This window comes from Rhizobium sp. PP-F2F-G48, from assembly GCF_004342335.1.
In the GTDB taxonomy this organism is placed as follows: domain Bacteria; phylum Pseudomonadota; class Alphaproteobacteria; order Rhizobiales; family Rhizobiaceae; genus Ferranicluibacter.
The window spans coordinates 191,044-203,418 of the sequence record NZ_SLVH01000005.1; the positions used below are offsets into that span (position 1 = coordinate 191,044).

14 protein-coding genes are annotated in these 12,375 nt (G+C 66.9%); 6 read left to right on the forward strand and 8 right to left on the reverse strand.

What is annotated here, in order from left to right:
• Window positions 1–29 precede the first annotated feature (29 nt).
• Entirely contained in the window at window positions 30–665 is a 636-nt protein-coding gene (locus C8J36_RS14020; protein ID WP_062595445.1) for a 2,3-bisphosphoglycerate-dependent phosphoglycerate mutase, read from the forward strand.
• A gap of 27 nt (window positions 666–692) precedes the next feature.
• On the opposite strand, the gene C8J36_RS14025 is transcribed toward C8J36_RS14020, so the two are convergent.
• Together C8J36_RS14025 and C8J36_RS14030 are read right to left on the reverse strand one after the other, a co-directional pair.
• Complete coding sequence (locus tag C8J36_RS14025) at window positions 693–1,565, reverse strand: bifunctional helix-turn-helix domain-containing protein/methylated-DNA--[protein]-cysteine S-methyltransferase (protein ID WP_132535736.1); 873 nt, start codon at window positions 1,563–1,565, stop codon at window positions 693–695.
• A gap of 103 nt (window positions 1,566–1,668) precedes the next feature.
• Complete coding sequence (locus C8J36_RS14030; RefSeq protein WP_132535738.1) at window positions 1,669–2,169, reverse strand: DUF2244 domain-containing protein; 501 nt, start codon at window positions 2,167–2,169, stop codon at window positions 1,669–1,671.
• 22 nt (window positions 2,170–2,191) lie between these two features.
• Here C8J36_RS14030 and nth point away from each other — a divergent pair, with 22 nt between their 5' ends.
• Window positions 2,192–2,989, forward strand: a complete 798-nt coding sequence (gene nth, locus C8J36_RS14035) for an endonuclease III (protein ID WP_132535740.1) — start codon at window positions 2,192–2,194, stop codon at window positions 2,987–2,989.
• A gap of 27 nt (window positions 2,990–3,016) precedes the next feature.
• On the opposite strand, the gene C8J36_RS14040 is transcribed toward nth, so the two are convergent.
• Window positions 3,017–4,264: an MFS transporter gene (locus tag C8J36_RS14040; RefSeq protein WP_132535742.1), complete on the reverse strand. Its 1,248-nt coding sequence runs from the start codon at window positions 4,262–4,264 to the stop codon at window positions 3,017–3,019.
• A gap of 290 nt (window positions 4,265–4,554) precedes the next feature.
• Here C8J36_RS14040 and C8J36_RS14045 point away from each other — a divergent pair, with 290 nt between their 5' ends.
• Window positions 4,555–5,547, forward strand: coding sequence for an adenosine kinase (locus C8J36_RS14045; protein ID WP_132535744.1), 993 nt, complete (start codon window positions 4,555–4,557; stop codon window positions 5,545–5,547).
• An 89-nt stretch (window positions 5,548–5,636) separates the two neighbouring features.
• Here C8J36_RS14045 and C8J36_RS14050 read toward each other — a convergent pair whose 3' ends face one another.
• Window positions 5,637–6,218 carry an SH3 domain-containing protein gene (locus tag C8J36_RS14050; protein WP_245506560.1) on the reverse strand — a complete coding sequence of 194 codons (582 nt, stop codon included), beginning with the start codon at window positions 6,216–6,218 and terminating at the stop codon, window positions 5,637–5,639.
• A 197-nt stretch (window positions 6,219–6,415) separates the two neighbouring features.
• On the opposite strand from C8J36_RS14050, the gene C8J36_RS14055 reads away from it, so the two are divergent.
• From C8J36_RS14055 to C8J36_RS14065, 3 genes are all read left to right on the forward strand, one after another.
• Window positions 6,416–7,420 (forward strand): D-glycerate dehydrogenase, encoded by a 1,005-nt coding sequence (locus C8J36_RS14055; protein WP_132535746.1) that lies wholly within the window; start codon window positions 6,416–6,418, stop codon window positions 7,418–7,420.
• Between the two features lie 103 nt (window positions 7,421–7,523).
• A complete protein-coding gene (locus C8J36_RS14060) occupies window positions 7,524–7,784 on the forward strand; it encodes a ribbon-helix-helix protein, CopG family (RefSeq protein WP_132535748.1) in 261 nt (86 codons plus the stop codon).
• Window positions 7,781–8,116, forward strand: a complete 336-nt coding sequence (locus C8J36_RS14065; RefSeq protein WP_132535750.1) for a type II toxin-antitoxin system RelE/ParE family toxin — start codon at window positions 7,781–7,783, stop codon at window positions 8,114–8,116. The genes C8J36_RS14060 and C8J36_RS14065 overlap by 4 nt, the downstream gene beginning before the upstream one ends.
• Window positions 8,117–8,171: 55 nt before the next feature.
• Here the strand turns inward: C8J36_RS14065 and moeB are convergent, their stop codons facing one another.
• The 4 genes from moeB to dnaJ all read right to left on the reverse strand — a co-directional run bounded on the left by moeB (window position 8,172) and on the right by dnaJ (window position 12,169).
• Window positions 8,172–8,957, reverse strand: coding sequence for a molybdopterin-synthase adenylyltransferase MoeB (moeB, locus tag C8J36_RS14070; protein ID WP_132535752.1), 786 nt, complete (start codon window positions 8,955–8,957; stop codon window positions 8,172–8,174).
• Between the two features lie 10 nt (window positions 8,958–8,967).
• Window positions 8,968–10,092 carry a DNA replication/repair protein RecF gene (gene recF / locus C8J36_RS14075; RefSeq protein WP_062595451.1) on the reverse strand — a complete coding sequence of 375 codons (1,125 nt, stop codon included), beginning with the start codon at window positions 10,090–10,092 and terminating at the stop codon, window positions 8,968–8,970.
• A gap of 52 nt (window positions 10,093–10,144) precedes the next feature.
• Entirely contained in the window at window positions 10,145–10,879 is a 735-nt protein-coding gene (locus C8J36_RS14080; RefSeq protein WP_132535754.1) for a glutathione S-transferase, read from the reverse strand.
• 156 nt (window positions 10,880–11,035) lie between these two features.
• Entirely contained in the window at window positions 11,036–12,169 is a 1,134-nt protein-coding gene (gene dnaJ / locus C8J36_RS14085) for a molecular chaperone DnaJ (RefSeq protein ID WP_062595453.1), read from the reverse strand.
• Window positions 12,170–12,375: the final 206 nt, after the last annotated feature.

Here is a 12,375-nt window from a genome sequence, read left to right on the forward strand (position 1 = left end):
GTCAACACTGCAACAAGGAACGAACGATCATGAGCGGCACGCTTGTCCTGGTGCGTCACGGCCAGAGCGAATGGAACCTGAAGAACCTCTTTACCGGCTGGAAGGACCCCGACCTGACCCCGCTCGGGATCGAGGAAGCCGAGACGGGCGGCAAGGCGCTGGCCGAAACCGGCCTGAAATACGATATCGCCTTTACCTCCGACCTGACGCGGGCGCAGAAGACGCTGAAGATCATCCTCGACGCCGTCGGCCAGCCCGGGCTTGAGACGATCCGCGACCAGGCGCTGAACGAGCGCGACTATGGCGACCTCTCCGGCCTCAACAAGGACGATGCGCGCGCCAAGTGGGGCGAGGAACAGGTGCATATCTGGCGCCGGTCCTACGACGTGCCCCCGCCGGGCGGCGAAAGCCTGCGCGACACCGGCGCCCGCGTCTGGCCCTATTACCTCACCGAGATCCTGCCGCGCGTGCTCAAGGGCCAGACGGTTCTCGTCGCCGCCCACGGCAATTCGCTGCGCGCGCTGGTGATGGTGCTCGACCGCCTGACCAAGGAAGAGATCCTGAAGCTCAACCTCGCGACCGGCGTGCCCATGGTCTACACGCTCAACGCCGATTCGACCGTCGCCACGAAAGAGGTTCTGGGCGACATGTCCGGCGCGCACTAAAAGCATTTCAGCCGAGGCGGGGATGGATCAGACCTTCCCCGCTTCCCAGCCGAGCATGGCGCGCTTGCGCGTCAGGCCCCAGTGATAGCCGGTCAGCGCCCCGCTCTTGCCGATGGCCCGGTGGCAGGGGACGACGAAGGAGATGGGGTTGCGGCCGATGGCGGCGCCCACGGCGCGCGATGCCTTGGGCTGGCCGATGCGCCCGGCGATCGCCGAATAGGTCTGCGCCCGGCCCATGGGAATGTCGAGCAGGGCCTGCCACACCCGCACCTGGAAATCCGAGCCGATCAGCACGATCCGCAGCGGCTGCTCCGCCGCCCAGCGCCCGGGCTCGAAGATCCGCGCGGCATAGGGCGTCGTCGCCTCGGTATCCTCGACATAGCGGGCGTTCGGCCAGCGGCCGGCCATGTCTGCAAAACTCTCCCGCTCCTGCCCCGCATCGTTGAAGGCAAGGCCTGCGAGACCGCGCTCGGTCACCATGATCAGCGCCGTGCCGAAGGGCGAAGGGTGGAAGCCATAGCGGATGGTCAGCCCGCCGCCCTTGAGCTTCCACTCGCCGGGCGACATCGCCTCATGCGTGACGAACAGGTCGTGCAGCCGCCCCGGACCGGACAGGCCGAGCTCCAGGCTCGCCTCCAGCAGCGGCAGGCCTTCGGTCCCGAGCAGGCGCTTGGCATGGTCGAGCGTCACCGCCTGGAGAAAGGCCTTCGGCGTGAGGCCCGCCCAGCGCGTAAACGTCCGCTGCAGATGCGTCGGCGATTGCCCGAGCCGCGCGGCGAGGTCCTCGAGACCCGGCTGCTCGCGATAGTCGCCCGTCAGCAGCTCCACCACGCGGCAGACCGTCTCGTAATCGCTGCCCTCGGGCGTGATCTCGCTCGTCAGACGCGGCATGATGGTCATTGTCGTCTCCTCTTTCGTCGGCATCGGCGCGGTCGCGCAGCGCGATCTCGTCCGCGGGAGAACAGCACGTCCGGTCTGCCGTCGCCACCCGATTTGCGATGTCTCAGCCCCGCCGCTTCACCCTGGCGAGCGCGCCGGAAAAGGCGGTGGCGAAGGTTTCGCGGTCGTCGCGATTGAGGAAGGAGCCGATGTCGGTTGCGCGCAGGCGATCGCGGACCTGCATGGAGACGATGCCGATCTCGTCGTGACGGGCGACGTCGAAGCGGGTCGAGAACGGATTGAACCGGTGCTCGGTCATGCGGCCGGTCGCGGTGAACTTGCGCACGGCGACATCGGTGCGGGAAATGCTGACCTCCTCGCGCATGCGGGCCGAACGGTTGTTGAGCCAGAAGGCGCCGAACAGGAGCACGAAATCGAGCCCGAAGAACAGCACGACCGGCCAGGCGCCGATGACGAGGAACACGAAGACATGAACGAGGCTCATCAGCGCCGCGATGAAAAAGACCACGTGCAGGCCTTTCCGCCCGAGCGAGCGATAGGGCGTCAGCTCGGCGGCGAAAACGGGCGTTTCGGCGATGCGGTTGTCGGCGTTGCCATCGTTCATGGGCCGCCAGTATAGAGAAGAGATGAAAGACCCGAAACCGAAATCCGTGGCCCTTGCGGCCCTCGCCCCAGCGGCAAAGCCGCGCAGTCTCCCGTCCAAGACGGCGACGGCCAGGTCGCGCGGCGCGCGCAAGCCGAAGAGCGCTTACACGCGGGCCGAGGTGGAGGAGATCTTCCGCCGCTTTTCCGTGCAGCGGCCGGAGCCGAAGGGCGAGCTGAACTACCTCAACCCGTTCACGCTGGTGGTCGCCGTGGCGCTGTCGGCGCAGGCGACGGATGTCGGGGTGAACAAGGCGACGAAGGGGCTGTTTGCGGTCGCGGACACGCCGGAAAAGATGCTGGCGCTGGGCGAGGATGCCGTGCGCGAGCATATCCGCACCATCGGGCTCTACCGCAACAAGGCGAAAAACGTCATCGCGCTCAGCGCCAGGCTGGTCGAGGCGTTCGGCGGAGAGGTGCCGCGCGACCGGGAGGGACTGGTGACCCTGCCGGGCGTCGGGCGCAAGACCGCCAATGTCGTGCTCTCCATGGCTTTCGGCCAGGCGACGATCGCGGTGGACACGCATATCTTCCGCATCGCCAACCGGATCGGGCTGGCACCGGGCAAGACGCCGGACCAGGTCGAGGATCACCTCGTCCGGGTGATCCCGGACCACTATCTCTATCACGCCCATCACTGGCTGATCCTGCACGGGCGCTATACCTGCAAGGCGCGGCGTCCCGAATGCGAGCATTGCGTCATCGCCGACCTCTGCAAGGCGGCGGAGAAGACCAATACGATCCCCGCCCCGCTGGTCGCCCTTCCGCCGCAGGTTTTCTAGGTTGCCCCCCGGCAGGTTGTCTGAGCCTCAGCGCCGTTCGGTGAGGCTGTAGAGCAGGGCTGCGGCCGGCAGGGCGAAGCCGAGGAGCGAGGCGCCCCACCAGCCGTAATGCGCGTACAGCCAGGCTCCGGCGGCCGAGCCGACCGCACCGCCGAGAAACGACGTCGCCATATAAAGGCCGTTCAGCCGGCTGCGATGCTCGTCGCCGAGCACATAGATCGCCCTTTGTCCGAGGACGAGGGTGGTGGACACCGCAAAATCGAGGCCGATGGCGGCGAGCGTCAGCACGGCGAGCGCCAGCGTCGAGCCTTCGGGCGCCAGATGCGTGACGAGGAAGGCGCAGGCGCCGCCGACGAGCGCGATGCGGGTGGCGGCAAAGCTCACGCCCCGATCGGCCAGCCGTCCGGCGATGGGCGCGGCCAGCGCGCCCGCCGCACCCGCAAGCGCAAACAGAGCGATGCCGATCTGGGTCAGGCCGAAGGCGGGACTTGCGAGCAGCAGCGGCGTCACGGTCCAGAACAGGCTGAAGGCCGCGAACATGCAGGCCTGATAGGCCGCGCGACGGCGCAGCACGGCCTGCGTCACGAGCAATCTCGGCAGCGAGCCGATCAGCGCACCATAGCCAAGGCGCTGCGCCGGCACGCGGGGCGGCAGCACGCGGGCGAGGAACAGCGCAAGGCCCGTCATGGCAAGCGCCGAGAGCACGAAGACCATGTGCCAGGGCAGGAAGGCGGCGATGAAGCTCGAGACCGGGCGGGCGAGCATGATGCCGACCATCAGGCCGCTCATGACGTTGCCGACCGCGCGTCCCCGCTCGGCCGCCGGCACCATCTGTGCCGCATAGGGAACGATGATCTGCACCGCGACGCAGCAGAGGCCGATGGCAAAGGCCGTCGCCAGGAAGGCTGCGGCCTGCGTCACCAGGCCGGCCGACAGCACCGCGAGGATGGACAGGCCGAGCATGACGAGGATGAGCTTGCGGTTCTCGAAAAGGTCGCCCAGGGGCACGATCAGCAGGAGACCTAGGCCATAGCCGAGCTGGGTCAGCGTGACGATCAGCCCGGCCGCATCCGGCGAGAGCCCGAGCGCAACGCCGATCGGCCCGACGAGGGGCTGGGCGAAATAGAGGTTCGCGACGATGAGGCCGCAGGCCGCGGCGAGAACGAGGTTCAGGCGTCCCGGGAGCCCGCTCTCCTCCGGCTCTCCCCGTCTCTCCGGCTCTCCCGTCCCGCCCGTCTTCGAGACGGTGGCCGGCTTCGGCGTGATGGCCGTCATGAGCGCTCTCCATTCCCCCAGAACCTGTCGATAAGGCACTTATCGATAAGGCACCTGTCGTAAAGGCTCTTCTCCCGAGAGCCCTGCCCCCGCGACGAATGAACGACATCCGGCAGGGCATGATGCGGCCGATATGGCATGCTTGCCCCACCCTTCGCAACGCGGCATTTGCACGCGCGAAGTCCCAACCTTCGATACCCTGTGCGACGCCGGGCGCCAAAAGATCTTTCAAAGCGCGAGAATTCGATTAAGACCGAAGCCCGGCCACAGTGTTTTTCCAGGCGGGGTTCATGACCACATTCGACGTCCTGACGATCGGCAATGCCATCGTCGATATTATCGCACGCTGCGAAGAGCGGTTTCTCACCGATAACGGCATCATCAAGAGCGCGATGAACCTGATCGACGCCGAGCGCGCCGAGCTGCTGTATTCGCGCATGGGCCCGGCGCTCGAAGCCTCCGGCGGCAGCGCCGGCAACACGGCGGCCGGCATTGCGAGCCTCGGCGGCAAGGCCGCCTATTTCGGCAAGATCGCCAACGACCAGCTCGGCGAGATCTTCACCCACGATATCCAGGCGCAGGGCGTCCACTTCCGCACGCAGCCGCTCGACACCTTTCCGCCGACGGCGCGCTCGATGATCTTCGTCACCGAGGATGGCGAGCGCTCGATGAACACCTATCTCGGCGCCTGCGTGGAGCTCGGCCCCGAGGACGTGGAACCCGATGTCGTCGCCAGTGCCGCCGTCACCTATTTCGAGGGCTATCTCTGGGACCCGCCGCGCGCCAAGGAGGCCATCCGCGACGCCGCGCGCATCGCCCACGAGAACGGCCGCGAGGTCTCCATGACGCTGTCCGACAGCTTTTGCGTCAACCGCTACCGCGCCGAATTCCTGGAGCTGATGACGAGCGGCACGGTGGACATCGTGTTCGCCAACCGGGCCGAAGCGCTGGCGCTCTACGAGACCGAGGATTTCTCCGAGGCGCTGACGCGGCTCTCGCGCGATTGCCGGCTCGCGGCGGTCACGATGAGCGAGGAAGGCTCCATCATCGTGCGCGGCAATGAGCGCATCAAGGTCGAGGCGACCAAGGTGTCGCGCGTCGTCGATACCACGGGTGCCGGCGATCTCTATGCCGCGGGCTTCCTGTTCGGCTACACGGCGGGCAAGCCGCTCGATGTCTGCGGCAAGCTCGGCAGCCTTGCGGCCGGCATCGTGATCGAGCAGGTCGGCCCCCGCCCGATGCTTTCATTGAAGGATGCCGCGGCCAAGGCGGGCCTGCTGTAGCGCCTGTCCGGCCGACACGTCCTGTGAACCCCTGTTCACGGGACATGGCCGCGCGTTTCAGGCGCGATCGCCGGCGACGCGATTGCAGGCTACTTGAAGGCTTCGCCGGGATAGGCGCCCCAGATCTCGGTCTGGACGATCCAGCCTTCCGCGCCTTGCGCTTCGGCCTTGCACCATTCGCCGGTGCATTCGCCGATGTGCAGCATCACGCCCGGCTCGATGCGGGCGACGATGCCGGCGCCCGATTGCGGCTCGCGGCGCATGTTGACGAGCACGCCCTGTCCCTTGCCGCGCATCCACGGGGCGGCCAGCGCCGTGCGGGCACCCGACAGCAGCGCCTGGTTGACCCAGCCTTCCGTGCCGTCGGCATCGCGCACGCGGCGCCAGTTGTCGTATTCCTGGATGATCTCGACCGGCACGCCGGGCTTCAGGTAGCGCCAGGACACGGCATAATCGACGCTCGGGCCGACGCGCAGGTTGACGCTTTTCGATTTCAGGCTGACGAAGCGCGGCAGCGGCAGGCCGCTTGCGCCCTTGGCCGCCTGCGCCCAGGCGGGCCCGGTGACGTCGGGGACGGCGAGGGAGCCGACGGTGGCGGCGGCAAGCAGGACGGCCATGAGGCCGCATCTCGCGACCCGCTGCCCGATCATGCCAAGATGGAACTGGCGCATGGCAATATCCGTTTTTCAAACCGGGCCGCGACAGGCCTTGCGACCTCCGGCCTGTGCCGTCGGTATCGAAAGGCTGGTTGTGTTGGTCTTCCGGTGCGTCTCTGCTAGATAACGCTCTGAGGATACGATCCATCATCTTGGTTAAGAAGCCGTCAACGCGGTGCGCCGCCTGGCGTGGTCCGGGGAGAGATTTGACGATGACGCAGAGACAGAGGCCCAAGGTCTACATCACCCGCAAGCTGCCCGACATCGTCGAGACCCGCATGCGCGAACTCTTCGACGCGACCCTCAATATCGACGACAGCCCCCGCAGCCAGGAGGAGCTGGCCGCAGCCGTGGCTGAAGCAGACGTGCTGGTACCCACCGTCACCGACCGGATCGATGCGGCCCTGATCGAGCAGGCCGGGCCGAAACTCAAGCTGATCGCGAGCTTTTCGAACGGCGTCGACAATATCGACGTGGACGCCGCCGCCCGGCGCGGCATCACGGTGACGAACACGCCGGCCGTGCTGACCGAGGACACGGCCGACATGACGCTGGCCCTCATTCTCGCCGTGCCCCGGCGGCTGACGGAGGGCGCGGCCATTCTGGCCGACCGCCGCCACGACTGGGCCGGCTGGTCGCCCAACTGGATGCTCGGACGGCGGATTTCCGGCAAGCGCATCGGCATCGTCGGCATGGGCCGGATCGGCACCGCCGTCGCCCGGCGCGCCAAGGCCTTCGGCCTGTCGATACACTACCACAACCGGCATCGCGTCAGCGCGGAGACCGAAGCGTCGCTGGAGGCGACCTATTGGGACAGCCTCGACCAGATGCTCGCCCGCGTCGATTTCGTCTCGGTCAACTGCCCCTCGACGCCCGCGACCTATCACCTGCTCTCGGCGCGAAGGCTGCAGCTGATGCAGCCGACGAGCTATCTCGTCAACACGGCGCGCGGCGGCATCGTGGACGAGACCGCGCTGATCAAATACCTGCGCGAAGGCCGCATCGCCGGCGCCGGGCTCGACGTCTACGAGAACGAGCCGGCCATCAACCCGAAGCTCGTCAAGCTCGCCTCCGAGGGCAAGGTGGTGCTGCTGCCGCACATGGGCTCGGCCACGCTCGAAAGCCGGGTGGACATGGGCGAGAAAGTCATCATCAACATCCGCACCTTCTTCGACGGCCACCGCCCGCCCGACCGCGTGCTGCCCGGCCGCAACTGAGCCGTCACACGGGATCGGCCGCGCCTGCGACGCACGACCGATCCGTTGACGCGCGCCGGAAATGTCTTACACTGTCTTACGTTTTGCAGGACAGGAGATGCCCATGGCCAGATCGCAGACATCGGACTCCGTCACGCTTCGCGTGCCTTCGGATGTTCTGGCAAGCATCGAGGCCATCGCGGAGGCGACGGACCGGTCCAGAAGTTACATCATCGTCCGCGCCCTGAAGACCTATCTTCTCAACGAAGGTGCGGAGGTCCTGTCGCAAATGCGCGGGCGGGACCAGATTGCGGCCGGTGACGTCGAGGACATCGACGATCTCATCGCCGACGTGGACAGGATCGCCGCCGGCCACGCGGCATGACGCAGGTCAAGGTGTCGAGAGAGGCAGCCGATTTCGTCAGGAACGAGGCTGCCTATCTTCGTCGCCGCAATGCGCATGCCGCGCAGCGTTTCTCGACAACGGTCCGGCGCGCGCGCGATATCTTGAGGACGTTCGACGAAGCCGGAAGCGTCACGCACGGCCTTCCTATCCGTGGCGGGCTGACCCTTGTCGTTGATGCCTATCTGTTTGATTACCTACGCGAGGATGGCGTTGTGAACATCATCGCCGTTCGGCACGGTCGGATGCTTCAGCGCGTGCCGGACGTCGAGGACGACATCCCCCAAGACCTTGCCATCGACGAGCCCTTTTGAACCGTCTTTAACAGCGTGGCGCGGTGCCCATCGCCGCGAAGACGGCGCGCCTTCCCTAATCCGCATGGCGGCGCTTGTAGCGGATGGTGTCGAAACGGGCGGCGAGGGCATCGTAGAGCAGCAGGCGGCCGACGAGGGGGTCTCCGGCGCCGGTGATCAGCTTGATCACCTCCATGGCCTGCAGCGTGCCGATGACGCCGGTCAGGGCGCCGACGATGCCGGCTTCGGCGCAGGAGGGCACGGTGCCGGGCGGCGGCGGCTCCGGGAAGAGATCGCGGTAGCGCGGCGCCGGGCGGCCATTCCTGTCGGACGTCCAGGGCATAAGCACGGTCAGCGAGCCGTCGAAGCGGCCGACGGCGCCGGTGACGAGCGGGAGGCGCAGGGTCTCGGCGGCTTCCGCCACGAGATAGCGCGTGTCGAAATTGTCCGAGCCATCGACCACGATGTCGTAATGGCCGAGCGTTTCGGAGACGGTGTCGGACGTTAGCCGGAACGGCAGCGGACGAACGGTCACATGCGGGTTCAGCCGCGCGACCGTGTCCCCCGCGCTGTCCACCTTGGGGGTGCCGACGGCCGCGGTCGGATGCACCACCTGACGCTGGAGATTGGAGAGCGACACCACGTCGTCATCCACGATGCCGAGCGTGCCGACGCCGGCCGCCGCGAGATAGAGGATGACCGGCGCCCCGAGCCCGCCCGCGCCGACCACCAGCACGCGCGCCGCCTTCAGCGCCTGCTGCCCCTGCCCGCCGATTTCCGGCAGCAGGATGTGTCGGGAATAGCGGTCGATCTCTTGTGGCGACAGGGGCAGTGTTAGATGCGTTTCCGGTGCTTCGGCCATGTCGCCAGTCTCACTCGAAAACCTGGCCGTTGGCAACCGTCAGGAACTGTGCCCGATCGCCGAGCGCCGAGAACATGGCGCGGTCGGTGCCGGTCATGAAGGCCTGTCCGCCGAGATCGTCGACGATGTCGAACAGGGCCGCGCGGCGGCCGGCATCGAGATGCGCGGCGATCTCGTCGAGCAGCAGCACCGGCGCGTGGCCCGTGAGGTCGGCGACCAGCCTTGCATGTGCCAGCACGAGGCCGACGAGCAGCGCCTTCTGCTCGCCGGTCGAGCAGCGCTCGGCCTCGATGTTCTTCGCCCGGTGGCGGATCAGGAGGTCGCTGCGGTGCGGGCCTTCCAGCGTGCGCCCGGCCGCCCCGTCGCGCCAGCGGCCGAGCCGCAGCCGCTCCAGATAGTCTTCCTCCAGATCGAAGGCCGGGCGATGCCATTCGCCGTCGAGAAAGCCGGACAGCGCCAGATCCGCCTTCGGAAACGTGCCGTCATCCGGGCTGCGGTCGATGAGGGCGGCGAGCAGGCCGAGCATCTCGTTGCGGGCGAGCGCCATGGCGATGCCGAGTTCGGCCAGCTGGCGCTCCAGCCCGGTCAGCCAGACGGGATCGGCGCCGGGCTCCGAGAGCAACTTGTTGCGGCTGCGCATGGCGCGCTCGAAATCGGTCGCCCGCCGTCCGTGGTCGGGGTCGAGCGACAGGACGAGCCGGTCGAGGAAGCGGCGGCGGTCGCCGGAGGCGCCGGTGAACAGCCCGTCCATGGCCGGCGTCAGCCAGAGCACGCGCAGATGGTCGAGCAGCTCGTCGATCGCCTTGGCATTGGTGCCGTTGAGGCGCAGACGACGCGCCTGTCCCTCCTCCGTGCCGAACGTGCCGGTGCCGATCTCGACATCGCCCTGCATGCCCTCGAGGACGGCGAAGACCGAAAAACCGGCCTCGGCACCCACGCGCGGAACATCGGCATAGGCCGCGCGTCGCAGGCCGCGCCCCGGCGACAGGAAGGAGACGGCTTCCATGAGATTGGTCTTGCCGGCACCGTTCTCGCCCGTGAGCACGACATGGCGCGCGTCGAGATCGAGCGAAAGGGCCGCATAATTGCGGAAATCGCCGAGCTTCAGACGGGACAGGGAGACTTTTTGCGGCATGCCGTCCGGCTCTAAGCTTTCCCGCGATGGCTGACAAGCGGGCGGGGCGCTTTCACCCCTGTTGCCCGGTCCCGGTGCCGTCCAGCTCGGGATAGCGGCGGAAGATGCAGCTTTCGTTGAAAGGGATATGGCGGTCGGAGGCGCGATAGGCGGCGATGTTCGGCAGGCTCGCGACATCGCGGCGAAGGGCGTCCAGGTGCGGCCAGCGGTTGCCATAGGCGCTCATGGCCTGCGGGAAGGCATAGTGCAGGCCTTCGAGCAGGTGATGGAGCGACAGGTCGCCATAGGTCAGCGCCGTGCCGATGATGTGCTTCGGCCCGCCCAGATGGGCCGACAGCACGCGCTCGAAATAGTCGAGATATTTCGGGATGCGCACTGTTCGGAAATCCGCCGCCCGGCGTTTCGCCTCCGGCTTCTGGTCCTTGTAGTAGAGGCCGGTCGCGACCGGATGGTGGGTGTCGTGGGCTTCGGCAACCATGTCGGCGATCGTCATCTGCAGGCCGTTGAGGCGATGGCGCTCGCCTTCGCTTTCCGGCGCCAGACCGAGGCGAGGACCGAGATAGAAGAGGATGTTGGCCGTCTGCGACAGGATCAGGTCCCCGTGCTTCAGGAAGGGCGGTGCAAAGGGCGCGTCCGCGCGGGTCTCCTCCAGGATGTCCAGCATCCGGTCGGTGCCGTCGGACCCGCGGGCGATGTCCACGTAATCGGCGCCCGCCTGTTCGAGTGCGAGCCGCACGAATTCGCCGCGGCCGGGAAGGCCGTCCCAGTAATAAAGCTCATAGGTCATGACAGACATCCTTGCGCGTTCAGGCTCCAAGAGATGGGGCAGAGAACGTCGAGGGCAATGATAAGGGCAATGATGAGGGCAATGACGAAAAGGTCCATCATGACGACGGCCGGACGCAGTCCTGCGCCCGGCCCTGTCCATGCCGATCCGTGCCGATCAGCCCTCGAAGAATTCCTTCATCCGGGCGAAGAAGCCGGCGGATTCGGGATTGTTGTCCTTCGACGAGATCTCGGCGAACTCCTCGAGCAGCTCGCGCTGGCGCTTGGTCAGCTTCTGCGGCGTCTCGATGCCGATCTGGATGTAGAGGTCGCCCACCTGCGTCGAGCGCAGCACCGGCATGCCCTTGCCCTTCAGGCGGAACTGCTTGCCGGCCTGCGTGCCCTCGGGAACGGTGACGCGCGACTTGGTGCCGTCGAGCGTCTGCACGTCGAACTTGCCGCCGAGCGCTGCCGTCGTCATCGAGATCGGCACGCTGCAATAGAGGTCGGCGCCGTCGCGCTGGTAGAACTCGTGCGGCTTGACCGACAGGAAGATATAGAGGTCGCCCGAGGGACCGCCGCGCAGGCCGGCCTCGCCTTCGCCCGACAGGCGGATGCGGGTGCCGTCCTCGATGCCGGCGGGGATGTTGACCGAGAGCGAACGCTCTTCCGTCACGCGGCCCTGGCCGTGGCACTTGGTGCAGGGATCGGGAATGATCGTGCCGCGGCCCTGGCAGGTCGGGCAGGTCCGCTCGATCGAGAAGAAGCCCTGCGCGGCGCGCACGCGGCCCGAGCCCTGGCAGGTGCCGCAGGTCGTCGGCTTGGTGCCGGGCTTGGCGCCCGAGCCGGAACAGACGTCGCAGGTGATCGAGGTGGGAACCCGGATCTGCGCGGTCTTGCCGGCATAGGCCTCCTCCAGCGTGATCTCCATGTTGTAGCGGAGATCGGCGCCGCGCTCGCGGCCGCCGGACGAGCGCTGGCGCTGGCGTCCGCCGCCCATCATCTCGCCGAAAATGTCCTCGAAGATATCGGAGAAGCCGGCCGCACCGCCGCCCATGCCGCCGCCACCGCCGCCGCCCATGCCGCCCTGCTCGAAGGCCGCATGGCCGTAACGGTCGTAGGCCGCCCGCTTCTGCGGGTCCTTCAGCGTCTCGTAGGCCTGGTTGATTTCCTTGAAGGTCTTTTCCGATTCCGCATCGCCCGGATTCTTGTCCGGGTGGTATTTCATCGCCAGCTTGCGGAAGGCCGCTTTCAGCTCCTTCTCGTCGGCTGTCTTTGCAACACCGAGTGTTTCGTAAAGATCACGTTTCATGTGGTCGCGCGTATCCCGTTGAACCGCGGCGACAGGACCGGCCGTCGGCCGTCGCCAGATTTCATTGAGCCAGATTTCGTTTCGCCGAATGCCCTTGACAAGGATTTAGGAAATCCTCTCGTCCGATACCATAGCGAATCCGCGCCGGTTCCGGCTTTTTCGTCGAAATGAAGGCAAGAACCATGCCCGCAGCCCGTATCGTGCGC